Genomic DNA, 22600 nt, shown 5'->3' with positions numbered 1-22600 from the left:
ATATCATCGCTGTATGGAACTTCGGCTCCGCCTGCCCGACGAGATCCACAGCCGGCTACGGACCGTGGCTGACGAGGACGGCAACAGCCTGAACACTGAGATCGTGATCGCGATCGAGGAGCACCTGGCCCGCCGCCAGACCAGTGCGGTGCGCGCCATCGCCCGCAAGGTCGCCCAGCGCGACGCGGAACTGCTGCACCGCCTCTCCCAGTGACCGTCTACCTGACCACAACCGATGTCCTGGCGATTGCCGAGGAGATCCTTCCCGCGGTCGGCCTGCGCGACGGCGGTCTGCTGCACGCGGCCGTCCTGCGTCCGCAGACCAGTGTGTATGGCCAGGACGCCTACCCCGACCTGTGGACCAAGGCCGCAGCCCTGATGCAGAGCCTGATCATCGGCCACCCCCTGGTCGACGGCAACAAACGACTGGGCTGGACTTGCGCCGTCGTCTTCCTGGAGTTGAACGGCGAGGGCCTTACCGGGACCAACACCGACGCCGCCGAAGAACTGGTCATCGCCGTCACCACCGGCGAACTCGACGATGTGACCGAGATCGCCAAGAGGCTCCGTGCTCTGGGCCCCGATGACGACCGAAGCCCCGCAGACTCCTGAAGCCTTAGGGGAACCTCCGATCGTCCGGGACTCAGCCGGGCCCGGCAACGGGAAGAAGTCGCGGGTGCGGCGCTATCCGTCATGGGGAGCGGGAGGAAACAAAGCTCGCTCGCGCCGATTGCCCACAGGTCGCCCCGCGACCGTCGTTGGTTGTCATGACCTACATGACGATCACTTCCGCTGGGCCAATCTCCGTCCCACGCTGAAGGTGACATCAGCACGGTCACCACCCGCCCAGTCATTTCAAGCCTGGCCGACAGGGTGGCTTCGGTCCACTGGCACCTCCAGAACGGTGGCCTGGGCACCGCCCGCGTCGATGAGGCGATCTTCCAGAGTGGGGCCGGCGACGGTCAGCCCGTGGCGGTGCAGCCAGCCGAACAGCTCCTCACCGGCGCGGACGACACCGATCGAGGAGGGGACGACGGCGCGCACGACGGCGCGGGCGGGCAGAATGAGTTGCTCGCCGCCCCGATCGGTGGTCACCGCTGCGGCGAAGCCGCCCGTCGGATGTCCGGCGAGCCAGGTCAGCAAGGTCGATGGCGACACCGCCGCGCAGATGACGGCCAGCTCGGATGCGTGCTCGATACGCAGGCGGCGTACGCGCAGGCGGCGCGGCCCCACCGTGGTCTGCTGGGGCAGTATCGACATGGGCGTCATGAAATGGTCCTCAGCCTGAGCAGCGGTCGCGGCCAACGCGGCAATGTCGCGGTGGAGACTCCTCACATTTTCGGCCAGGGCCTGTCGCAGCTGTGCCTCGGGCGCGTCGAGCAGATCGGTGATCCGGCGCAGCGGCAGGCCGAGGCGTTGTAATCCTCGGATGCGCTCCAGCCGGGACAACTCGGCCACGCCGTACCAGCGATAACCCGTAACTCGATCCACTGCGGCGGGCACGAGCAGCCCGATCTTGTCGTAGTGGCGCAGGGTGCGTTGGGATACCCCGGCCATACGCGCCAGTTGACCAATCCGCCACATGACGACTCCCTGTCCTCAGCGTGTTGACCTTCTCCCTGTGTCAGGGTTCTACCGTCACCGTCCATGACTGATCTGAACCCCGGGGCCCGGCTTACCGGTGTCCTGCTGCTGATCTCGCTGCTGGCCATGATTACCGGTGCGGCCATCGTGGTGCCATCGGGACTGACCCTGAATCCGGCCGACCCCGATGCCGCCCTCGCCGCGGTGGGCGAGCAGGTTGGGCTGCACCTGACCGAACTGGCCTTCGACGTGCTGGGCTGGCTGGCGTTGACCGCGGCCGGGCTGGTCATGGCCGCGCGCCCGAACGTCGCGCCCAGGCCGCATCTGGTGGTGTTCGCCGGTGGGCTGCTGGCCGCCGCCGGGCTGGCGGGACTGCTTCACGACGCCGGGAACCTGGCACTGACCCGGCTGAGCGCCGATCCGGTCACACCGACCACCGCCGCTGTGGCCACGGCGGTGCTGCTCTCCGCCAAGTGGACGGTCAACCTGGCAGGGTTGCTCTGGGTCGCCGCCACAACGACCACCGCGGTGGGCGTCCCCATGCCCAGCGGGCTTCGCAGGGCCGGCGCCATCGCGGCACTCTGCGGCCTGGCCGCGGTCGCGCTGCCGTGGACGACCGCGGCCGACGACCCGTCGGAGGCATCGGAACAGCTCGGGTACGCCCTCTACCTGCCGATCATGATCTGGTACGGCGTACTGGGCTGGCGTTATCTGCGGAGGCAGTGAGCGGCGCACGTGGCGGCATGGTGCGCGCCCTGATCAGGGCACACCGACCCTACCTGCCGCACAACAAGCAGGGCCCCGACGACGCCAGGCCCGAACTCGGCAGAACCAGGCTCAGAATCCCCTGAAACAACAAGATCCCGCCCGGGATCCCGTCAACGTCCGTCGGGATCATTGGTCTCATGTCCTGGGCAGTTGCTCGCGCAGGACCGTGTCCAGGGTGGTGGGCCGGCGGCCGAGCAGGGTGGTCAGGGTCGGGTCGACCGCGGCGAATTCGCCGGCGCGGCTGGCGGCGAAGATGCCCAGTAGCTGGTCTGCGGCCTCGGATGGAACACCACGGCCGATCAGCTGTCCCCGGAACTGGTCGTCGGGTGCGACGGTCCTGGTGATGGTGCGGCCGGTGGCCTGGGTGGCGAGCTTGGCGACGTCGTCCAAGGTGAACGCCTGGGTCGCGGTGAGCGGTGGGGTGGGCCCGTCGAAGCGACCTTCCTCGGCCAGGATCCTGGCGGCGGCGTCGGCGAGGTCGGCGTGCGCGGTCCAGCTCACCGGCCCGTCAGCGGGGAGCGCGATCTCTCCGCCGGTGGCCAGGACCGGGTTGAGGAACTGCACCGTGCTGGTGGCGTAGAAGCCGTTGCGCAGTGAGGTGAACGGCACGCCGCAGGCGCGCAGTGCGTCTTCGGTGGCGGCGTGGTCGCGGCAGGCCTGGAAGTGGGAGGACGCGCCGGCACCCATGTGGCTGGTGTAGAGGATGCGGCGGGCGCCCGCCGAGACGGCCCCATCGATGGCGGTTCGGTGCTGCTGTACGGCCTGTTCGCCCATCTTGTCGACGGAGACGATGAGCACCTGTGTGGCGCCCTCGAAGGCGTGGGCGAGCCCGTCGGGGTCGGTGAAGCTACCCTGCCGCACCCGTACCCCTTGGTCGGCGAGCTCCTGCGCTTTCTGCGGGTCGCGGACACTGACTCCGATCTGGTTCGCCGGGACACGTGTCAGCAGCCGCTCGACGATCTGGCGCCCGAGTTGTCCGGTCGCCCCGGTCACGATGATCATTGATCCTCCAAGGATTCCAGTGGAAACAATTTCATGTTAACACCGGAAATTATCGATGGAACCAGAAGAGTGGTAACGTTGATATATGCCATCTCGCGACCAGGAGCAGACCCGCCGGCGCGTCATCGAGTCCACGATCGAGCTGCTGACGCGCGAGGGCCGCGACGCGGTCACCACCCGCGCCGTCGCCTTGGCGGCCGGTCTTCAGCCGCCGGCCATCTACCGTCTGTTCGGCGACAAGGACGGTCTGCTCGACGCGGTTGCCGAGCACGGCTTCGCCACGTTCCTGGCAAGCAAGAGCCTCGACCCCGACCCGCGAGACCCCATCGAAGACCTGAAGGCGGGCTGGGACTTGGCGGTTGAATTCGGTTTGGCCAATCCCGCGCTGTACGTGCTGATGTACGCCGACCCCACCAGGCCCGCCTCGGCCGCGTTCACGGCGGGCATGGAGATCCTGATGGGCCGCATCCGGCGCCTGGCCGCCGCCGGCTGGCTCCGCGTGGATGAGGAACTCGCCGCCGCGATCATCCACGCCACCGCACGCGGCGCCGTGCTGACCTGGCTGTCCCTGCCCGAGGACCGGCGCGACCCCGCTTTGCTGACCACCCTTCGCGAGTCGATGCTCACCGCCGTCACCAACCACGAACCGGCAACTCAGGAGGCCGGCCCGATCGGCGCCGCTCGCGCTCTGCGCGCCGCCTTGCCCGAACAGACCGCCCTGAGCGACGGCGAGCAGCACCTGCTGGAGGAATGGCTCGACCGCCTCACCCTCGGCCGGTGACGACGTCACGCCGGTCGGCGTGCGAGGCCGAGATGGTCGAGGTGGTAGGAGATCGCGGTCGTCGCGTTCTCGGCGGTGCGTTGGCCAAGCAGGACGCCGGTGCCGAGTCCTGCGGAGAGGGCGAGCAGGATGGCGGCCTCGGTGCGGGGGTCTCGGTGCGGGGGCAGGATTCCGTCGCCGCGCTCCTGTCACCCCCCGAGCTGATGAAGCCGATCATGATGGGGTATCGCACGTTCGGACCCACCCGCCCGCCGGCCCGGCCGTTCACCGACGAGGAACTGCGCGCGGTGTCCGTACCCGCATTCGTGCTGCTGGCCGGGCGCAGCGCACTGCTGGACGTCTCCACCGCCCGGCGCAGGATCCAGAACCTCATCCCCGGCGCACAGGTCGACATCCTGCCCAAAGCCGGGCACGGACTCCCGCTAGAGGTCCCCGACCTGGTAAACCAGCACATTCTCCGCTTCATCGACGCCCAGACCCCGGACGCCCAGATCCCGGCAAGCGAGCAACACCAGGTTGATCTCTGAGAGCGGCCTCGTTCCTGAGACCTCCTGCAGCTGCGGTTGCCCACGCTGTACAGCCAGGTAGAGCGCGTTGTTGTGGCCGTCGGCGGGTGGGTCGGTCACGCCCCTCAACTCGGCCTGAATCGCGGCACGGCGGCGGTCCGAGCCTCGCGAGGGTCTCGCTCGAGCTCCGGATAAATCTCCGGATCTGATGGAGAATGCACCGTGTGATGCGGCGAATTGTGGTTGTGGCTCTCGTGGCGGCTGGGCTCGGCGTTCCGAGGCCCGCAGAGGCGGCGGCGGATCCCTTGGCGGCGGTGAAGGCGCAGTATGTGCCGGGGCGCGGGGTCATGGTGCGCGAGATGGGGCATTCGTTCGCCAGCGTGCCAGCGAAGCTTCGCTTCTCGCAGGATGGGTGGCTGGAGTTCGGGCGAAGCCGTGTGGTGGCGTACGAGATGCGGGTGAAGCTCGCTCCCGCGAAGGAGCGGGTCCGGTCGCTCGGCGTCGGGAAATACACCTACCGCACCAGCCCGGCGATCGTGCGTTCCCTACCCAAGGGGAAGATCTGGCGGGCCGAGCCCAAGGAGTACAACCCCCTCAGGAATCCGGTCTTCGTCGTCGAGCCGACGACGCTCAAGGCGCTGCTGAAGACCGTGACCCGCCACAACGGAGGCTTCTACGAGGGCGTCATCGCGTACGGCGACCTCTATGCGGCCTCGCCGTCGCTCCGGGCGGACGCCCCGAAGCCCGACGAACTCGAGTCTGCGGTGGACGTCAAGTGGCACATGTACACCGGCGCGCAGGACCTGCCGAACCGGTTCTGCGCGAAAGTGGACGATCAGCAGGACGCCCCCGGCCGCGACACCTGCGTCCAGTTCCTGTGGTGGGGCGCGAAGAAACACCTGCCGGCCCCACCCGCCAGCAGGGTCGGCTTCCCGGCCGCGCGCTGACGCGGCGTCGCCCAGCGGGCGAAGACACACAACGGGGTAGCTCGGCGGGCTGGAAGCGCGGGTCGACGACCCAGCCAGGTAGCGGGGCAAGCACCGGGTAGGTGGGCGCAGCCACTCCGGTGGTGTGCGGTAGGCGCGTGCTGTTTCCAGCGCCTCATATCTGCCCGGTGAGACGGTCGATTCGGCGACGGAACCTGACCGAACCTGTCCGGTTCGCAAGCATGCGTGCTTTCCGCATCTGCGCCGACCACACCGGCCGCACCCCCGGATAGACCCCCGCATCCTCGATCGAGCCCGCAGGTCGATCGATCTTCACGTGGTCGATCGATCCTGCGGCCAACCACGGGTTGGCGAGCGTAGCGGCGGACCCGCCACATGTAGCGGCAGCGCTACAGCCCTCATGCCGTTGGCCAGGTCCTTTGCCCAGATGTAGCGCGTAGCGTCCCGGCCGACGGCTGGCAAGCCTACTGCTGTACTTCTTGGCTGTACGGAGACCAGAAAGGCCAGTTCCGATGATCGGAACTGGCCTCTGACCTGGGTGGAGCTATGGGGATTTGAACCCCAGACCCCTTCGATGCGAAGCCACTTGCGCGCGGTGCGACTTACTCATTGTGAGGCCGTTGACCTGGCGCTACGGTACCTCGCGGTGCGGTGACGTCGCCAAGTGTTCGCGCCCGTTGTCACTCAGTTCGTCACTCACGTTGAACCACGTCTGCGCAGTGGCAAACTTAGAAGCCCGACGGCCGACGAAATGAAGTGCGCCACGCGATCGAGACATCAAAAGAGAGAGAGTTCGCCAATCAGTCTGTGAGCCGCGTCGATCAGCCGATCAGCGGTGGCAATCGCCGCCGCAGCTTCGTCATGCGTACGAAATCCCCCGGACGCATCGGGTATTCGATCTCATTACGGCGTCGCCGTAGCGCTCCAAACTCCCTGAAGACACCACCGAACTGAGCTCGCAGAACTTCCTCGACGACGTAGTGCCCGCCTGCGGTCGTGGGCCGGAGACCCTGGTGCGCCAATACTCCGGTGCAAGCGTGTCGAGCGGCGTCGTAGACGAGAACGAAAGCGCTGTCCGGATCGCCAGTGACCGCCCGAGCGGTCTCCAAGGTACGCTTCGCGCTCCAACCACTGGGTTCCATCGGCGGCCATACCGACGACCTTCTGAAGCCGCCCGTCTCCAAGCAGGCGTTCAACCTCATTCCTGCCCGGTGACCAACGCATCACTCGGCCTCCTCCGGCAGGTCCTTCACCCAGACGACCGGCGACGCCCGGATCTGCTCGACAAGCGGATCCGCAGCTTCATTCCAACGTTCGAATGCCATGAGGATCGGATTGACCGGGATTCCGAGCCGTGCTTCTACGCGCTCAGCCGCCTCATAGACCTCACTGCGAGAGAGATTTCCAATGACCAGGACATCGATATCGCTGGGCAGCGGACCGGACTCCCCCCGGTATCGACTCGCCCACGAACCGAAGATCGCCACGCCATCGACACCTGGCATCCCCGCAATCTCCTCCTGTACAAGGACATGAGGCCCAAACGCCAAGGTCAGCAACTCGGTGAGCGACCTCGCGTAACGCCCAGGCACCGCAGCCCGGATCAAGCGAGCCCTACCCACCCGCCGACCAGCGAGAATGCCTGCCTCCTCCAACCGTCCAGCCTCTCTCTGCAGGGTCGTCAGTGGCACCCCAACCCGCTCCGCCAACTCAGTCAACGTGAACTCGCGATCAGGCTGCAGGAACAGCAGAGTCAGCAGGTCCGCCTGGTGCCGCGACCGGAAGATCGGCAAAAGCGGCGGCCCCTTACTACGCATAGATGAAAGTTATCATCCATCTATGCGTAGCATCCTCACCCCTCTAAATAGATCGGGAATGATCTCCGGCGCTCTCCCGTAACGGTTCCGTACGCCGCCCCGCGAGCGCCACCCATTACCCCGCGTCCAGCAGCGCCCTGCTCACCACCCTGCCAATCCCGGAACCGGCCCCGGTCACCACCGCGACATCACCGGCCGCCATCGTCTCTCCCGCCCATCACGCGAACCTACGCGATCAACGCACCGTCACCAGTTCGGATAACGAACGCGAACTCATGGTGTGGCCACGGCTGCGCGGGAGCGGTCAGTCGCCAGTTTGAGTGCGAAGACGCCGAGCAGGGTGCCGGTCACGTAGCGCTGCGCGCGGAGCCAGGTTGGGCGGGTTTTGAGGAAGGTGGCGAGGGTGCCTGCCGTGAAGACGATCAGCAGGTTCACGGCCATGCTCACGGTGATCTGTACGGTGCCCAGGACGAAGCTCTGCATCATCACGTGGCCTGTCGACGGGTCGATGAACTGGGGCAGCAGGGACAGGTAAAGCACAGCCGCCTTCGGGTTGAGCAGGTTGGTGACCAAACCCATGGTGAAGAGCCGAGACGTCGAGTCGGGGCGCAGGTCGCCGGGTTCGAAAACCGAGAGGCCGCCCGGGCGCAGGGTCTTCCATGCGAGGTAGAGCAGGTAGCAGGCACCGGCCAGTTTGATCGCCGTGTACGCGGCCGGGACCAGGGCGAACACCGCGGTGAGACCCAGGCAGGTCGCCGTCAGGTACGCGAGGAAACCCACGACCACGCCGGTGAGTGAGACGAGACCGGCCCTGCGACCCTGGGCGATCGACCGTGACACCAGATAGACCATGTTGGGCCCAGGAGTGAGCACCATACCCAACGCCACCAGGGCGATCCCTGCCAAGGCCCCGTAACTCATCGCGCCCCCTTCGCATCGGCACCAGCGTAAAGGCAGGGTCTGACAAAACCCGGCGGAGGGTCTGCGGCCCGCAGGCGGGGTCAGGGGGCCAGGGCACGGCCACCCCGCGCGCCCACGCATAGGCGATTATGGCGTCGTCAAACACCTTAGGCCGTCCGCCGTGACGGCCGAGTTCGCGCGCGGAGGCCTGGAACCCTCCGCCGACTTCGCCGGGAGCGCATGGAGCACGAGGACCCGACCATGCAGGGCCGCTACGGCCACATCACCCAGGGGATGCGCGAGCAGCTGCTTGAGCTCCTCGACGGGCCGTGGGAGAACGCCATCGCCAGCCGCTTTGAGATGTGGCCGACCTCTCCTATCCCACTTCTGGATCGCGAGCTCGCGCGGTGGCGTGCCGGGACGGCGGCCAAAGTCGTCTCCCGAATTTCTGCCAGAAACACACAGGGCCTGACCGCTTAGCGATCAAGGCCCTGACCTTGCCCTTCTGGGTGGAGCTATGGGGATTTGAACCCCAGACCCCTTCGATGCGAACGAAGTGCGCTACCGGACTGCGCTATAGCCCCTGGAACTCGTTTAGGTTAGCAAACTTCCAGGGGTGTTCGCGCCATCTGGGTCAGTCGCCGACCGCGCGGCGGTGGTCGGCGTACTGATCGAAGACCTGGACTCGGCGGCGGGCCTCGATCTCGATGATCTCGGCTTCGCGGGCGGCTTCCTCCAGGCGGCGGCGGAGTTCGCGGGCGTGGCGGGCGCGGGAGGCCTGGGCTCTGGCGGCCAGTTCGCGCTGCTCCGCGTCGATGCTTACGGCGACACGAAGTACGGCGAGGTAGCCGATCAGGACCACGGCGGAGGGAGCGACGCCCCACCAGGGGACGATCTGCACCGCCGCTGTCACCACGGACGCCAGGAACAGCAGGACGCTCCAGAGCAGACGCCGGCGGCGGCGCGCGGTGATGCGGGCACGGCGCCGCCACTCGGCACGGCGGCTGTCAGCGGGCGCGACCGGCTCGGTCGCGGGGCCCGAACCAGCCTGATCCGGCGAACCGGGCAGGCCCGCGCGTCCCCTCGACCCGGGCAGACCCGGGGAACCTTCGTCCGAGCCCTTCGGCTCCATCGCGACCAATGGCTCCGAGACGGATAGCGCGTCAGGGTTCTGTGGCTCGTGTGCCGCCGGGAGCGGCTCGGTGAGGGTGTCGCCTTCGACCGTGAACTTCTCGTCGTCCACGTACACGTAACGGTCGCGGCGGAGCCACATCGGGACCAGGACGCCCAGCCACATCGCCACGATCGCAAGGTAAAGGAGGACGCTGCTCATGCGATCCTCCTTCTCTGGGCTGCCTGGAGACATCTGGGGACTGGTCGCCGCGCAGATGTGCTCACGTCACGCACCGTAAGACGGCGTGTCACTGATTGACGAGCATTCGGTGCGGTGTGTCGCGAGATCGTCAAAGCTGTTCATGTAAATCGGCGCAACAAGCGGTAGCTAGGACGCGTTCACTGGGCTTCGGTCCGGCGCGTGGCCGAGGCGTCCCGGGTGCGGCGCCACTGCACGAGCAGGCCGCGGGGAGCGTCTTCCACCGTCAAGGCGTAACAGATATGGTCCCGCCAGGCGCCGTCGATATGGAGCTGGCGGCGGCGGATGCCTTCCTCGCGGAAGCCTAGCTTTTCGACCACTCGGCGGCTGGCGTGGTTCTCGGGGCGGATGTTCGCCTCCAGGCGGTGCAGGCCGGTGGTGAAGAAGCAGTGGTCGACGGCCAGGGCGAGCGCGGTGGGGATGATGCCGCGGCCCGCGACGGCCCCGTCCACCCAGTACCCGACCTGTGCGGAGCGAGCGGACCCCCAGACGATCGCGCCGACCGTCAGCTGCCCGACGAACGCGCCGTTGTACGTAACCACCCAGGGCAGCGCGAGCCCCTGGCGCGCTTCGCGCTTGAGGGTCCCGACCATCGAGACGTACGGCCCGAGACCGGTGCGGAACAGCGGCGTTTCCGGGTTGCTCGGTTCCCATGGACGCAGCCAGTCGGCGTTGCGCAGCCGCGTATCCCGCCACGCGCGCACGTCGCGCAGCCGGAGCGGACGGAGCCCCACGGGCCCCTCCGCCAGGGTCGCGGGCCAGCCGCGCAATCGATCCACGAGTCAATCATCCCCGGAAGAGGGCGTGTCCGCCACGACGGGTGTGCGGAAGAGCACACGGTCAGGCGGTGTCCATGGCGGGAGGGCGTTGGATTTGGCCGCTTTCATCGCTTGTGCCCGGTCAGATCAGCCACGGTGATCACCGCCGCGGATCTGGTCGACGGCGTGGGCGAGGATGGGGGCGAGTACGGCCATACCGTCACGCACCCCTCCGGTCGAGCCCGGCAGATTGACGACCAGCGTGCTGCCCGCCTGCCCGGCAAGCCCTCGCGACAAGATCGACGTGGGAACCTTTTCCCGATTTATCTGGCGTACGGCTTCCGCAATGCCAGGGATCTCCCGATCGATGACGCGGCGGGTCATCTCGGGGGTGAGGTCGGTGGGGGTGAGACCGGTGCCGCCGGTGGTCACGATGACGTCGAAGCCGTCGGCGATGCCCGCGCGCAAAGCGGCCTCGACGGGCTCACCGTCGGGGACTACGCGGGGTCCGTCCACCTCACATCCCGCCGATATGAGCAATTCGGCCAGGAGCACACCGGATTTATCCGGGTAAATCCCCGCAGCCGCGCGGTTGGAGGCTGTGATCACCAGGGCGCGCACCGGGCTCATGGCCGGGTCCAGACGCCGGTCTTGCCGCCGGTCTTCTCCTCAACGCGTACGTCGGTGATGACGGCGGCCGGATCCACGGCCTTGATCATGTCGATGAGACCGAGGGCGGCCACGGACACCGCTGTCAAAGCCTCCATTTCAACGCCCGTCTTGTCCACCGTCTTCACCTTTGCGGTGATCTCGACCCCGCTGTCGACGACCGTGAGCTCCACCTTCACTCCGTGCAGCGCGATGGGATGGCAGAGCGGCACCAGATCAGGAGTCCGCTTCGCGCCCATGATCCCGGCGATTCGCGCCACGCCGAGCGCGTCCCCTTTGGGCACATCGCCGGATCGCAGTACGGCTACCGCCTCCGCGGAAAGCAGGACACGCCCGGACGCGGTAGCCGTACGGGCGGAAACCGCCTTTTCCGACACATCGACCATGCGGGCCGCGCCGGAATCGTCGAGATGGCTGAGATTCATAGCGGGATCACTTCCACGGTGGCGCCCTCGGCGAGAACGGTCACGTCCTCGGGCACGATCACGAGCGCGTTCGCCGACGCCAGGGCGGCGAGTTGATGGGAACCCTGGCCGTGCACCGGAGCCACGGTGCCACCGGTCAGGACCGCCCGCAGGAATGACCGCCGCCCGGGCGGCGAATGCAGCGGCGCCGTGGTCGTCGCCTTGACTGTCTCAGGCAACGTCGCGGGCAAACCCTGCATTTGCCGCAATGCCGGCCGGACGAACAGGACGAACGACACGAACGCTGAGACCGGATTGCCGGGCAGGGTGAAGATCGGCACGTTGTCGTCGCCGACCAGGCCGAATCCCTGCGGCATCCCGGGCTGCATGGCGACCTTCTCGAACACGACCCGGCCCAGCGGAGCGAGCGCTTCCTTGACCGGTTCGTATGCCCCCATCGAGACCCCGCCGCTCGTGATCACGGCATCCGCGCGCAGGAGCTGCGCGTCAAGGATGTCGAGGAACCTGTTGGGATCATCGGTGACGGCTCCGGCCCGGAAGCCCTCGGCGCCCGCCTCTCGGACCGCGGCGGCCAGCATGAAACTGTTGGACTCCCAGATCTGGCCAGGGCCGAGCGGCGTGCCCGGTTCGGCCAGTTCCGCGCCGGTGGAGAGCACGACCACGCGCGGCTGCGGCCGGACCCGGACGCGACGGCGGCCCACCCCCGCCAGGATGCCCAGCTGAGCCGCGCCGATCCGGGTGCCCTCGCGCAGCACCACGTCTCCTGCCCGGACATCCTCCCCGATCAAGCGGATCGCGTTGCCGGGCTGAACCTGCTTGTGGATGGTGACCTGGGTGCGACCGGCGTCGGTCCACTCGACCGGAACGACGGCGTCCGCCCCCGCCGGCACCGGCGCCCCCGTCATGATCCGCGCGACCATTCCGGACCCGATCGCCCGGAGCGCGCCGTCTCCGGCCGCCACATCTTCGGTCACCGACAGACTGACAGGGACGTTCACGACATCCCCGGCACGCACCGCATAGCCATCCATGGCCGAGTTGTCGAACGGTGGCAGCGATACCGGAGCCGTCACATCCTCGGCCAGAACGGTGCCCAGCGCCCGCTCGAGATCGACCTCAAGCGGGGCCAGGGGCCGCACCGTACCCAGGATGTCGGCGAGATGCCGCTCGACCGGCTTCATGTCGCTAGGACTGGACCTCATCTAGGAATTGTCGCAGCCACGGCAGGAACTCGGGCGCGAGATCCTCACGGTGAGCAGCGAATTGAACGACAGTCTGGAGGTATTCGAGCTTGTTGCCCGTGTCGTACCGCCGGCCGCGGAAGAGCACGCCGTGGACGGGGCCGCCCTCGTGGGTGCCGCGCTCGGCGAGCGTGCGCAACGCGTCGGTGAGCTGGATCTCGCCGCCACGCCCCGGCGGGGTCTTCTCCAGCACCTCGAAAACCGCTGGGTCGATCACATAACGCCCGACGATGGCCCAGTTGGACGGCGCCTCCTCAGGTGCGGGCTTCTCGACCAGATCCGTGACGCGGACGACGTCGTCCTCATCCGTCTCGACGATCGCCGCGCAGCCGTACAACGAGACCTGCTCGCGCGGAACCTCCATCAGCCCGATCACGCTTCCGCCATACGTCTGGCGGACCTCGATCATGCGATGGAGCAGCGGATCGGCCGGGTCGATCAGGTCGTCGCCGAGCAGGCAGGCGAACGGCTCGTTGCCGACATGCTGCTTGGCGCACAGAACGGCGTGGCCGAGGCCCTTAGGCTGGCCTTGACGCATGTAGTGCATAGTGGCGAGATCGACCGGCTCCTGGATCTGGGACAGACGTGCCTCGTCGCCCTTGGCCCGGAGCGCGCCCTCCAGCTCGTAGGCGACATCGAAATGGTCCTCGATCGACCGTTTGTTGCGCGCGGTGATCATCAGCACGTCGAGCAGTCCGGCTGAGACCGCCTCCTCGACGACATACTGAATGGCCGGCTTGTCGACGATCGGCAGCATCTCCTTCGGCGTTGCCTTGGTGGCGGGGAGGAACCGCGTGCCAAGACCGGCGACGGGGATTACGGCTTTCGTCACGGAATCGAAGTCAGCACCCATGATTGGAACCCTAGTGGAGGTGTCTTTGAACAAGCTGAAGCTCCGGCGTGAAATTCTGCGTGAACGTTCCCGCATTGATGAGAACTCACGCCGTGATCGCGCACAGGCCATCAGGGAGACTCTGCTCGACCAGCCGTGGGTCCAGATGGCCGGACTGGTCGCCGCATACTGGTCGATCGGTGCCGAGCCCGCGACGCATGGCCTCATCTTCGCCCTGTGGAAGCATGGGACGACCGTCATCCTGCCTGTCCTGCGCCCCGACGGCGATTTGGACTGGGCGGTGTACGACGGGCCTGATTCACTCGCTCCGGGCCCGTTCGGAATCATGGAGCCGGTGGACACCCGGCGTGGAGTGGACACGATCCGCACCGCCGCGCTGGTGATCGTTCCAGCGCTGGCCGTCGACCGATCGACGGGCACCCGGCTGGGCCGGGGCGGCGGATCGTACGACCGGGCGCTGGCGCGGGTGGGCCCGAACGTGCCGACGGTGGCGCTGCTGCACGAGGGAGAGCTGATCGACGGCGTTCCGGCCGAACCGCACGATCGCCCCGTTCGGTACGCGGCACTACCATCGGGACTCTTTGTGACAGGTGTGACAGAATTGTCATAAAACGAGAAAGGGGACCGGGTGCGGCTGGAGCTTGACGGCTGGCTTCTCGTGTCCGCGGTGATCGTGATAGCCGCGATCGCATCCGTCCGAGTCGCCCATCGCACCGGGCTGCCCTCTCTGCTCATATACCTCGGCCTGGGCCTGCTGCTCGGCGAATCCGGGCTCGGGGAGATCCACTTCGAGAACGCCGTGCTCGCCAAGCAGCTGGGATTGATCGCGCTGGCGGTCATCCTGGCCGAAGGTGGCCTGACGACGAACTGGGAACACGTTCGCAAGGCCGTGCCACCCGCGCTGGTGCTCGCCACGGTCGGGGTGGGGATCAGCATCGTGGTGCTGGCCGCCGCCGTGCACGGGCTCCTCGACATGGACTGGCGTTCCGCGCTGCTTCTCGGCGCGATCCTGGCGTCGACCGACGCGGCGGCGGTCTTCTCGGTCCTGCGCAGGCTGCCGCTACCACCCCGGCTCGCGGGCATCCTGGAAGCGGAATCGGGCTTCAACGATGCCCCAACCGTGATCATCGTGATCCTGCTGAGCCAGGTCAACGTGCCGGATCCATCCGTCTGGAACGTTCTCGTCACGTCGGCCGTCGAACTCGCCATCGGCGCCGCGGTCGGCCTGGCCGTCGGCCCCGCCGCGGCATACCTGCTGCGCCGCGTCGCCCTACCGGCGTCCGGCCTGTATCCCATCGCGGTGATGGCGATCGCGTTCCTCGCATACAGCGGGGCCGCGGTCGCGCACGGCAGCGGCTTCCTCGCCGTATACGTCGCCACGCTGATCATCGGCAACAGCCGCCTGCCCCACCGCTCGGCCACCCGCGGCTTCGCCGAAGGCGCCGCCTGGCTCGCCCAGATCGGCCTCTTCGTCATGCTCGGCATGCTCGCCAGCCCCTCCGAACTTCCCTCTGCCGTGATTCCCGGCCTGGTGGCCGGCCTTGCTCTGGTCCTGCTCGCCCGCCCGCTCTCCGTGATCGGCTCCACCGCCCTGGTACGGCTTGCGCGGATCGGCCGGGTGACCTGGCGGGAGCAGATCTTCCTGTCCTGGGCGGGATTGCGCGGCGCGGTCCCGATCGTCCTCGCGACCATCCCCTGGGCGGCCAGCGGCCAAGCGGGCATGTTCAACGTGGTCTTCGTCATCGTGATCGTCTTCACGCTGGCGCAAGGCCCGACCCTTCCCTTCCTGGCCCGCCTGCTCGGCCTGTCCGCTGAGGGCGAGGCCCGCGACCTGGACGTGGAGTCGGCCCCCCTGGAGGAACTCAACGCCGACCTCCTGCAGGTCAGGATCCCGCCCGGCTCGAAAATGCATGGCGTCGAAATCTTCGAACTCCGCCTGCCGTCAGACACCGCGGTGACCATGGTCGTCCGCGACGGCCGCTCCTTCGTCCCCGCCGAGACCACCCGCCTGCGCTCGGAGGACCAGCTCCTGGTCGTGACCACCGCGGCCCAGCGCGACCTCGTAGAGAGGCGCCTGCGCGCGGTCAGCCGAAGAGGCAAACTTGCAGGCTGGTACGGCGAAAGCGGGGACTAAACACCCGTCAAGTTCTGTTTCAAGGTCTCAGTGGCTATCATTTAGCAGTCGCACCGGTCGAGTGCCAATTCACGAGGAGGAGCGCGGTGCCCACCTACCAGTACGCCTGCACCAGTTGTGGTGAGCAGCTCGAGGTCGTCCAGAAGTTCACGGACGACGCCCTCACCGAATGCCCGGCGTGCCAGGGCTCGCTCCGCAAGGTCTTCAACGCTGTGGGGATCGTGTTCAAGGGATCGGGCTTCTACCGCACAGACAACCGGTCTTCGAGCTCCTCCGCCGCTACATCGGCGCCAGCCAAGAGCGACTCTACCCCGGCCAAGACGGAGGCCAAACCAGCCTCCAGCACATCGTCCACGACCACCACCTCGTCCTCAACGTCGGCCGCCTGAGCCTCCACGCGGGGTTGTCCACAGGGTGGCGGTTATCCACAGGACGATGCCTGGCCTGGGACGAGGACGGCTGGATTCGCTAGGGTCGGCGACATGGTCAATCGCGTGGACATCGGGGTCATTGGCGGTTCGGGGTTCTACTCCCTTCTCGACGATGCCGAGGAGGTTGACGTTGCGACGCCCTACGGGCCGCCCAGTGACAAAGTGACGCTGGGGAAGATCGGGGGGCGCGGGGTCGCGTTCGTTCCTCGACACGGGCGTGACCATGCGTATCCGCCACACCGGATTCCCTATCGGGCGAACCTGTGGGCCTTACGGTCGCTCGGGGTCCGGCAGGTGATCGCCCCCAGCGCGGTCGGGTCGTTGAAGGCCGAACTCGGACCGGGCACGTTGGTGGTTCCCGACCAGCTGGTTGATCGCACGACGGGGCGGGTGCAGACCTTTTACGACGCCGGTGGCGCTGTGCATGTGTCCTTCGCGGATCCGTACTGTCCTGATGGGCGGGCGGCAGCGGTGGGGACGGCGCGCTCTGCCGGTTGGGAGACGGTGGACGGCGGCACGCTGGTGGTGATCGAAGGGCCTCGATTCTCCACGCGGGCCGAGTCCCGGTGGTTCTCCAGCGCGGGATGGTCGATCATCGGGATGACTGGGCATCCGGAGGCCGTTCTCGCTCGGGAGCTGGCTCTCTGTTACACGACCATGGCATTGGTGACTGATCACGACGCCGGGGTGGAGGCGGGCGAAGGCGTCACCCATGACGAGGTGCTCGCGTTCTTCGCTTCCAATATCGAGCGAATGCGGTCACTGGTCGCGGACGTGGTGCAGGCCCTGCCAGAAGAACGCGAATGCACCTGCGGCAACGCCCTAGACGGCATCAAGCTGCCTTTCGAACTTCCGTAACCGTTTCAGCCTTCCTGTAGCTCGTCCTTCTCAGCCATTCGTCGCTTGACGGGTTCCGTGCTGCCTCGTGTCAAGGTTGCGCCCTGCCTTTGAAACGAGACGTGGTCCACCTGAGGCGTCGATCGCGCAGTGGCAATTGCTTGTTGTGCCATGCCTTGCACTGAGACGTGGTCCTCGCGCTAACCGTGCAGGCGGCGGTGAGCTAGTAGTGCCACGCCCATGGAATGAGGCCTGGTAGCGCCGCTCTGGGCAGGTTGTAACGTTCGCCTTTCGGCGTGGGCTCGATTCGTGGTTCCAGCGAAACGGCGTTGGCGGGGGCGGGCGGAGCCCGAGGTTAAACAAAGGGCTGGGTGGGTGGGATCCCTCCCGTTACAAGCACCACCGGCAGCCAGGTCGCCACGATGGTCGGGCGATGTGGGCAGCGCCTCCACAGTGGTCAGGTCCGCCCAAGTCAGGTCGGCATTGTGGTCGGGCATGGACCGTGTCACGCGCGCATGGTGGTCGTGAGAATCCTGCAGAGAGCGCTCCCATTATCCGTTCTGGGCCTCATCCGTCTGGCTCGATCCGTCTGGGCTCCATCCATCGGAGCTTCACGTTCTCGTGCTGAGGCCGCCCTCGTTGGTGGCTCATTTCCCAAACTCGGAGTTCAACCATGCGTGCTGTGACCAGGTTTCTGGGGCGACGGCGCCGTCTGCTGGCCGCGGTTCTCGCCGGGTGTTCGGTCGCGTGTGCCCTCCTGGCTGTGGGCGGGTCGAAGGGAGTCGATGTGCTTGTCGCCGCGCGGGACCTGCCCGGCGGTCGGCTCTCCCCGGCCGATATCGCGGTGCTGCGTTTCCCCTCCTCAATGGTGCCGGATGGGGTGCTGCGGCCTGGTGCCTCATTCGCTGGGCGAGTTCTCACCGGACCGATACGCCGGGGAGAGCCGCTGACCGACGTGCGGTTACTGGGACAGGGCCTTCTAGCCGGCCAGAGTGATGGATTGGTGGCGACTCCCGTCCGGATCGCCGACGCCGACGCCGCGCAACTGGTGTCGCCGGGTGACGTCATCGACGTCCTGGCCGCTTCCACTGGACCCTTATTCCCATCACCGGGTGGCACCGAAGCCGAGGAGGTAATCCCCGATGGCCCGGCGAACAACAACGGTGGGATCGAGACCAGCGGGAATGGACAGCCAAGCGGCGGCCACGCCGACAGTGCGGCGGTTGAGAATGCGGTACTCGCAGTCGAGGTTGACCGCGTGAGACCCGCAGGTATGAAGGTCGGCACCGCTGGAACCGAAAATGGCGTGACAGTAGGAAGCGGCCCAGTAGTCAGCCGGGTCACAGTTCTGGCCGGGACCGCCGCCAGCGATCGATCCGAAGGCGCGCTCCTGGTTCTGGCAACGACTTCGTGGCAGGCCGCCCTACTGGCTTACGCGCAATCTCAAGGTCAGCTCTCCATAGCCATCCACCCTCGATAACCTGTGGGGCGTCAACACGGACACGAGAGGCGATCATGAGCGGATTCAAAAAGTTCCTCCTGCGCGGCAACGTCATCGAACTTGCCGTCGCGGTGGTCATCGGCGCCGCGTTCACCTCCATCGTCAACTCGTTCGTGAAGGACCTCCTGACGCCCGCCATAGCCGCCATAGCCGGGAAACCCGATTTCGGAAGTCTTGCGCTGCAGATCGGGGACGCAACGATCAGCTACGGGAACTTCCTCAACGCTCTGGTGTCGTTCCTCATCGTGGCCACAGTCGTCTACTTCTTCCTCGTCAAGCCGTACGAGCTGCTTATGGCACGGTTCGGACCAACCAGCAAGGAGACCCGGGACTGCCCCGAATGCCTGACTGAGGTTCCGAAGGCGGCCAGCCGTTGCAGCGCCTGCACAGCCCAGCTCACACCCGTGTCTTGACCTCCTCCTCGGCCTGAAGGCCGGGGATTCTCCCGTCGTGTCGCGGTTAAGCGGCGCGCGAGGGTTGACGCTTCACAGACCGGGTGACCCCGAGGTCTCCACGTCCTGACACCGCTGATCCGTCGGCGTTGTTGATGTTGATCGCGGCGTTGGTGTCGGCGTGGCCGACCCACCCACACGCGGGGTTGACGCAGGCAAACACGGTTCCGTTGCGGCTGGCCGGGTCGCGGTGGTCGCATCGGTGGCAGGTCTGTGAGGTGCCCGGGGCGGGGACCTTGATGACCTGTCCGCCCCGGTCGGTGGTCTTGTATTCGAGCAGGGTGACGGTCCGGCCCCACGCCTGGCCGCTGATCGACCGGTTCAGGCCCGCCTTTTGGGCGACGTTCCTGCCAGGGGCCTCGATCGTGCCCTTGGCGGATTTGACCATGTTGAGGATGGAGAGTTCCTCCACCTTGATCACAGCGAACGTGCCGGCGAGTTCGGTGGTGGTCTGGTGCTGCCAGTCCACGGCCCTGCGCTTGGCTTTCGCGCGGAGCCGGGCGATCTGGTCGTAGGTACGCCGCTCCCGCCCCGAGGGGCGGGTCTTCTTCGGTCGGGACGTGCGCTGACGAGCCGACTTCTTCTCCAACCGGCGCAGGTGCTCGCGCTCGCCGTCGCTCAGCCAGGAGCCGTGCTCGCGCATCGTCCCATCGGACAGGGCCAACGCGACCGTGATGCCCCGGTCGATCCCGACCCGCGGGCCCTGATGCGCGGAGGCGGGCGCGACCAGGGTTTCGGTGCGGAACACGATGCTCCACCCGAACGCGTCCTTGACCATGCGGGCTCCGGTCACCTTCCCCGCGGGGGAGTTCTTTCCGACGCCGGGGAGGTCTTTGGTCCACCGGAACCGGACCCGGCCCACCATCGGGAGGGTGACCTGTCCCCACTTGGCCGACAGGCGGAGGATCCGCATGTTGCGGACCTGCGGCACGTCGACCGCCAGGCGGGGCCGGTTCTTCTTGGACTTGAAGGTGGGCCGTTTGGCGGGGTGGTCGGGGTTGAAGAAGTTCTCCCACGCCTGCCGATACGTTTTCAGGACGGCTTGGGCGGCCTGGGCGGGCAGGGCCGCCAGGAACGGGACATCCGTGCGGGCTTGGCGGATCGCCTGGTCGGCCTGGGCCAGGGTCGGCCTTCTGCCGGGGAAATGTGTCCAGTAGGCGTGCAGGCAGTTCCATATGGTGATCGCGGCGGACGCCTGCTCGTCCAGGAGCGCGGACTGGTCGCGGGTCAGCTCCAAGCGGGCCTTATGCCCGCGCTGCCGCTTGACCGTCCCCTGCCCGCTCATGACCATGATCCTACCCGATCTAGTATTGGGTTATGGCCGAATACAGCGACATAAGGACTGGTAGGCACTGTGTTTTCCTGCTGCACGCTCACTTGGTTTTCGTGACCAAGTTCCGGCATCGGGTGTTCACCGACCCCCACCTGACCCGCATGGAAGAGATCATGAGGGACGTGTGCGCCGACTTCGAGACCGAGCTGGCCGAGTTCAACGGCGAGAACAACCACGTCCACCTGCTGGTCAACTTCCCACCCAAGGTCGCCCTGTCCAAGCTCGTCAACTCGCTGAAGGGCGTGGCGTCCCGGCGGATGCGACAAGAGTTCCCTGAGTTGGCCGCCCACTACTACCGGGCGAACAAGCTGTGGTCGGGCTCCTACTTCGCCGGGAGCGTCGGCGGCGCACCGTTGTCGATCGTGCGCCAGTACATCGAGCGGCAAAACCGCCCGGTCCAGAGCACGCTCGCGCCCTAGCGGGCACTCACGCGCGGGCCTTCACCCCCGGGCTGAAGCCCGGAGCACTAGCCCGCATTCCGGTAGCACGCGACGTAAGCCACGTCTCGGGGGCGGAATGTCTCGGGCGGAACGCAGGGCGATAGCCATACAAATCCGTCGTTGAGAGTCCAGTGGCCGGTACCCCGACCGGCTGGTCGGGGTGTCGGTGGGCGTGGACGGGCGGCAGGCTAAGAACGTCTCAGGGATCGAAGCCGGTTAGAGGAGAGAGCCGACCTTCGGGTCGTACTCCCAGTGCCAGGGTTCGAAGGGGCTGACGTAAGCCCAATCCGGATGGATCCACCCAAAGCGCTTGCCGTTCTGCTCCAGCCAGACGAACTCGGTGGACTTGTACACCCTGATCGCACCGCAGAAGTCGACAGCGAGCCCCAGCCCGTGATTGCTCCGCCCCGGGATGGCGGCCAGCCCAGGCCGCTGGTAGTAGACGATCTGCTGATCGCGCAGGCTCCGATAGCTGTCGACCACACAGAGCGGCTGGCCGAAGCGCTTCTTGTACGCGATATTCAAGTCCGCGAAGGCGATCGCCGCGTCAGCCCGCAGCTCCTCGCCCTTGAACGGCAACGGACAGAGCATGTTCCGCGGCAGCAGCCCATTGGCATACTGATCAGCCTGAACCACCCGAGTAGGGTCACACGCTCCCCCGCCCCGCTTCACACCCAGCTTCGCCAACGCCGTCGTCAGCGACTTCACCGTCTGCTGTGACTGCTTCCGCAACGTGTCGATCTCGAAGGCGAGCTGCGCCTCCTGAAGCAGCTTGGTGGCTCGTAATTCCTGCGACTCCGCCGCGAGCTGCTCCCGCTCCGCGAACAACTTACCCGCATCGTCCACCACCTGGTTGCGGCCCGTGGCGAGCTGGTTGAAATCACTCATCGTCCGCAGCGCGTTCTGCCCATTGCTACTCACGAGCAGCGGGCCCATCCCCCCGGAAGACGGATCCTGGTAGATGTATTCGACCAGATCAGAAAGCGGACGCCGGACCAGCGCAAGCTCCGCGTCGGCGGTCCGCAGCTCGGTCAGCTTGCGTTCCAACTGGCGCACCGAGGTGTCGAACTCCTTCTGACGTGCGACCAGAGCCTTGGTCGCCTGCTCGATCCCCTTGGTCGCCTTCTCCGCATCACGCCGAAGCTCCGTCAGCGTGGCAGGATCCGCCGCTACGGTCTCCACACTCGACGACATGACCAAGCCTGCGATCGGCACCTTCGGAGGCTCAGCACGAGCCTCGGCCGCCACAAGCGAAGTCAGCACCATGACGACCACGATCAGACCCGCTGATCGAGGAGCTGGCACGATCGACTCCTCCATTTGCGAACTCGTGACCCCGGTCAGGCACGCACGTTACTACAGCCCGGTGAGTGTTCGGGCCCGAGTCTCCAGAGCCGTTACATACCAATCTCTGCTCTTTTTCCCGATATCCCCTAGGCGGGCCGCTGAGCATCTTCCAGACAAAGCTCCCACAACCACGTGTCCGACCACTCCGCCGGGCACGTCGGGGCCACCTCCGGCGAAGCCGTACGAGCGGGCCTGGCCTCTCTCCGCTGCATCGGCGCGGCCTGCAACGGCATCGGCCGCGCCTCCGCGGTCGCCCCCCGCGGCCCAGGCACCTCCCCCTCATAAACCCGCTCCGGCCGCGCCGGAGCCGGCACCCTGACCGGCCCCATCACCTGAGGCTCGTCCACCCGCTCCACCGACACCGAGAATGCCCCGCGACCCGTCTTAACCCCATAGTCCGTGAGCTCAGCCACCAACAACCCCACAGCCAACACCGCAGGCGCCAACACCGCCGCCACCAGCGCAGCAGGCCGCAACCCACCACGCCCACCCACCCGCATCC

At 66.9% G+C, this 22600-nt stretch carries 28 protein-coding genes and 1 tRNA gene; 16 read left to right on the top strand and 13 right to left on the bottom strand.

The genetic code is table 11. The features are described 5' to 3' along the window. Positions 1-13: 13 nt before the first annotated feature. Both Aple_RS40515 and Aple_RS40510 read left to right on the top strand, forming a co-directional pair. Positions 14-214: an Arc family DNA-binding protein gene (locus tag Aple_RS40515; RefSeq protein WP_155350077.1), complete on the top strand. Its 201-nt coding sequence runs from the start codon at positions 14-16 to the stop codon at positions 212-214. After that, on the top strand, positions 211-612 hold the full coding sequence (locus tag Aple_RS40510; protein ID WP_155350076.1) for a type II toxin-antitoxin system death-on-curing family toxin: 402 nt from the start codon (positions 211-213) through the stop codon (positions 610-612). Before Aple_RS40515 ends, Aple_RS40510 begins: the two co-directional genes overlap by 4 nt. Before the next feature lie 243 nt (positions 613-855). On the opposite strand, the gene Aple_RS40505 is transcribed toward Aple_RS40510, so the two are convergent. Continuing rightward, positions 856-1584 (bottom strand): MerR family transcriptional regulator, encoded by a 729-nt coding sequence (locus Aple_RS40505; protein ID WP_155350075.1) that lies wholly within the window; start codon positions 1582-1584, stop codon positions 856-858. Between the two features lie 63 nt (positions 1585-1647). Here Aple_RS40505 and Aple_RS40500 point away from each other — a divergent pair, with 63 nt between their 5' ends. Together Aple_RS40500 and Aple_RS55835 are read left to right on the top strand one after the other, a co-directional pair. Continuing rightward, complete coding sequence (locus tag Aple_RS40500; RefSeq protein ID WP_155350074.1) at positions 1648-2310, top strand: hypothetical protein; 663 nt, start codon at positions 1648-1650, stop codon at positions 2308-2310. Then, positions 2307-2435, top strand: a complete 129-nt coding sequence (locus Aple_RS55835) for a hypothetical protein (RefSeq protein WP_281361669.1) — start codon at positions 2307-2309, stop codon at positions 2433-2435. Before Aple_RS40500 ends, Aple_RS55835 begins: the two co-directional genes overlap by 4 nt. A 52-nt stretch (positions 2436-2487) precedes the next feature. Here Aple_RS55835 and Aple_RS40495 read toward each other — a convergent pair whose 3' ends face one another. Beyond that, complete coding sequence (locus tag Aple_RS40495) at positions 2488-3354, bottom strand: NmrA family NAD(P)-binding protein (RefSeq protein ID WP_155350073.1); 867 nt, start codon at positions 3352-3354, stop codon at positions 2488-2490. Positions 3355-3439: 85 nt separating this feature from the next. Here Aple_RS40495 and Aple_RS40490 point away from each other — a divergent pair, with 85 nt between their 5' ends. From Aple_RS40490 to Aple_RS40480, 3 genes are all read left to right on the top strand, one after another. Beyond that, positions 3440-4135: a TetR/AcrR family transcriptional regulator gene (locus tag Aple_RS40490; RefSeq protein ID WP_155350072.1), complete on the top strand. Its 696-nt coding sequence runs from the start codon at positions 3440-3442 to the stop codon at positions 4133-4135. Next, the gene (locus Aple_RS40485) at positions 4132-4662 is read left to right on the top strand and encodes an alpha/beta fold hydrolase (RefSeq protein ID WP_155350071.1); all 531 of its coding nucleotides are present in this window, start codon (positions 4132-4134) and stop codon (positions 4660-4662) included. Before Aple_RS40490 ends, Aple_RS40485 begins: the two co-directional genes overlap by 4 nt. Before the next feature lie 206 nt (positions 4663-4868). Further along, positions 4869-5588, top strand: coding sequence for a hypothetical protein (locus Aple_RS40480; protein WP_155350070.1), 720 nt, complete (start codon positions 4869-4871; stop codon positions 5586-5588). A 1223-nt stretch (positions 5589-6811) separates the two neighbouring features. Here Aple_RS40480 and Aple_RS40475 read toward each other — a convergent pair. Further along, positions 6812-7405 (bottom strand): helix-turn-helix domain-containing protein, encoded by a 594-nt coding sequence (locus Aple_RS40475; RefSeq protein WP_155350069.1) that lies wholly within the window; start codon positions 7403-7405, stop codon positions 6812-6814. A gap of 273 nt (positions 7406-7678) precedes the next feature. Further along, on the bottom strand, positions 7679-8326 hold the full coding sequence (locus tag Aple_RS40470; protein ID WP_155350068.1) for a LysE family translocator: 648 nt from the start codon (positions 8324-8326) through the stop codon (positions 7679-7681). Positions 8327-8545: 219 nt separating this feature from the next. Between Aple_RS40470 and Aple_RS40465 the strand changes: the two genes are divergently transcribed. Beyond that, on the top strand, positions 8546-8785 hold the full coding sequence (locus tag Aple_RS40465) for a hypothetical protein (protein ID WP_155350067.1): 240 nt from the start codon (positions 8546-8548) through the stop codon (positions 8783-8785). A gap of 30 nt (positions 8786-8815) precedes the next feature. Here Aple_RS40465 and Aple_RS40460 read toward each other — a convergent pair. The 7 genes from Aple_RS40460 to galU form a co-directional block, all read right to left on the bottom strand. Next, positions 8816-8889: transfer RNA gene (locus Aple_RS40460), tRNA-Ala, on the bottom strand. 50 nt (positions 8890-8939) lie between these two features. Further along, positions 8940-9638, bottom strand: coding sequence for a divisome protein SepX/GlpR (gene sepX, locus Aple_RS40455; RefSeq protein ID WP_155350066.1), 699 nt, complete (start codon positions 9636-9638; stop codon positions 8940-8942). Positions 9639-9817: 179 nt separating this feature from the next. After that, complete coding sequence (locus tag Aple_RS40450) at positions 9818-10456, bottom strand: GNAT family N-acetyltransferase (protein ID WP_155350065.1); 639 nt, start codon at positions 10454-10456, stop codon at positions 9818-9820. A 126-nt stretch (positions 10457-10582) separates the two neighbouring features. Beyond that, on the bottom strand, positions 10583-11065 hold the full coding sequence (locus tag Aple_RS40445) for a MogA/MoaB family molybdenum cofactor biosynthesis protein (RefSeq protein WP_155350064.1): 483 nt from the start codon (positions 11063-11065) through the stop codon (positions 10583-10585). Next, entirely contained in the window at positions 11062-11529 is a 468-nt protein-coding gene (moaC, locus tag Aple_RS40440) for a cyclic pyranopterin monophosphate synthase MoaC (RefSeq protein ID WP_155350063.1), read from the bottom strand. Before moaC ends, Aple_RS40445 begins: the two co-directional genes overlap by 4 nt. Further along, a complete protein-coding gene (gene glp / locus Aple_RS40435) occupies positions 11526-12710 on the bottom strand; it encodes a molybdotransferase-like divisome protein Glp (protein WP_155350112.1) in 1185 nt (394 codons plus the stop codon). The genes moaC and glp overlap by 4 nt, the downstream gene beginning before the upstream one ends. A 4-nt stretch (positions 12711-12714) precedes the next feature. After that, entirely contained in the window at positions 12715-13623 is a 909-nt protein-coding gene (gene galU / locus Aple_RS40430) for a UTP--glucose-1-phosphate uridylyltransferase GalU (RefSeq protein ID WP_155350062.1), read from the bottom strand. A 19-nt stretch (positions 13624-13642) separates the two neighbouring features. Here galU and Aple_RS40425 point away from each other — a divergent pair, with 19 nt between their 5' ends. From Aple_RS40425 to mscL, 6 genes are all read left to right on the top strand, one after another. Continuing rightward, positions 13643-14233, top strand: a complete 591-nt coding sequence (locus Aple_RS40425) for a 5-formyltetrahydrofolate cyclo-ligase (protein WP_308805542.1) — start codon at positions 13643-13645, stop codon at positions 14231-14233. Between the two features lie 18 nt (positions 14234-14251). Then, a complete protein-coding gene (locus Aple_RS40420; RefSeq protein ID WP_308805541.1) occupies positions 14252-15757 on the top strand; it encodes a potassium/proton antiporter in 1506 nt (501 codons plus the stop codon). Between the two features lie 86 nt (positions 15758-15843). Further along, the gene (locus Aple_RS40415) at positions 15844-16146 is read left to right on the top strand and encodes an FmdB family zinc ribbon protein (protein ID WP_155350060.1); all 303 of its coding nucleotides are present in this window, start codon (positions 15844-15846) and stop codon (positions 16144-16146) included. A gap of 93 nt (positions 16147-16239) precedes the next feature. Next, positions 16240-17046, top strand: coding sequence for an S-methyl-5'-thioadenosine phosphorylase (locus tag Aple_RS40410; protein WP_155350059.1), 807 nt, complete (start codon positions 16240-16242; stop codon positions 17044-17046). Between the two features lie 652 nt (positions 17047-17698). Further along, the gene (locus Aple_RS55100) at positions 17699-18505 is read left to right on the top strand and encodes an SAF domain-containing protein (protein ID WP_155350110.1); all 807 of its coding nucleotides are present in this window, start codon (positions 17699-17701) and stop codon (positions 18503-18505) included. 35 nt (positions 18506-18540) lie between these two features. Further along, complete coding sequence (gene mscL, locus Aple_RS40400; protein ID WP_170321915.1) at positions 18541-18939, top strand: large conductance mechanosensitive channel protein MscL; 399 nt, start codon at positions 18541-18543, stop codon at positions 18937-18939. A gap of 46 nt (positions 18940-18985) precedes the next feature. Here mscL and Aple_RS40395 read toward each other — a convergent pair whose 3' ends face one another. Next, complete coding sequence (locus Aple_RS40395) at positions 18986-20263, bottom strand: RNA-guided endonuclease InsQ/TnpB family protein (protein WP_155350058.1); 1278 nt, start codon at positions 20261-20263, stop codon at positions 18986-18988. Positions 20264-20295: 32 nt separating this feature from the next. Here Aple_RS40395 and tnpA point away from each other — a divergent pair, with 32 nt between their 5' ends. Beyond that, positions 20296-20730, top strand: a complete 435-nt coding sequence (gene tnpA, locus Aple_RS40390) for an IS200/IS605 family transposase (protein ID WP_155350057.1) — start codon at positions 20296-20298, stop codon at positions 20728-20730. Between the two features lie 237 nt (positions 20731-20967). Here the strand turns inward: tnpA and Aple_RS40385 are convergent, their stop codons facing one another. Further along, positions 20968-22071, bottom strand: coding sequence for a D-alanyl-D-alanine carboxypeptidase family protein (locus tag Aple_RS40385; RefSeq protein WP_246265091.1), 1104 nt, complete (start codon positions 22069-22071; stop codon positions 20968-20970). A gap of 159 nt (positions 22072-22230) precedes the next feature. Here Aple_RS40385 and Aple_RS40380 point away from each other — a divergent pair, with 159 nt between their 5' ends. After that, entirely contained in the window at positions 22231-22383 is a 153-nt protein-coding gene (locus Aple_RS40380; protein ID WP_155350056.1) for a hypothetical protein, read from the top strand. Positions 22384-22600 lie beyond the last annotated feature (217 nt).

This window comes from Acrocarpospora pleiomorpha, from assembly GCF_009687885.1.
In the GTDB taxonomy this organism is placed as follows: Bacteria; Actinomycetota; Actinomycetes; order Streptosporangiales; family Streptosporangiaceae; genus Acrocarpospora; species Acrocarpospora pleiomorpha.
The sequence above is the reverse complement of the archived record's forward strand: the minus strand, read 5'-3'. Positions and strand labels throughout refer to the sequence as shown.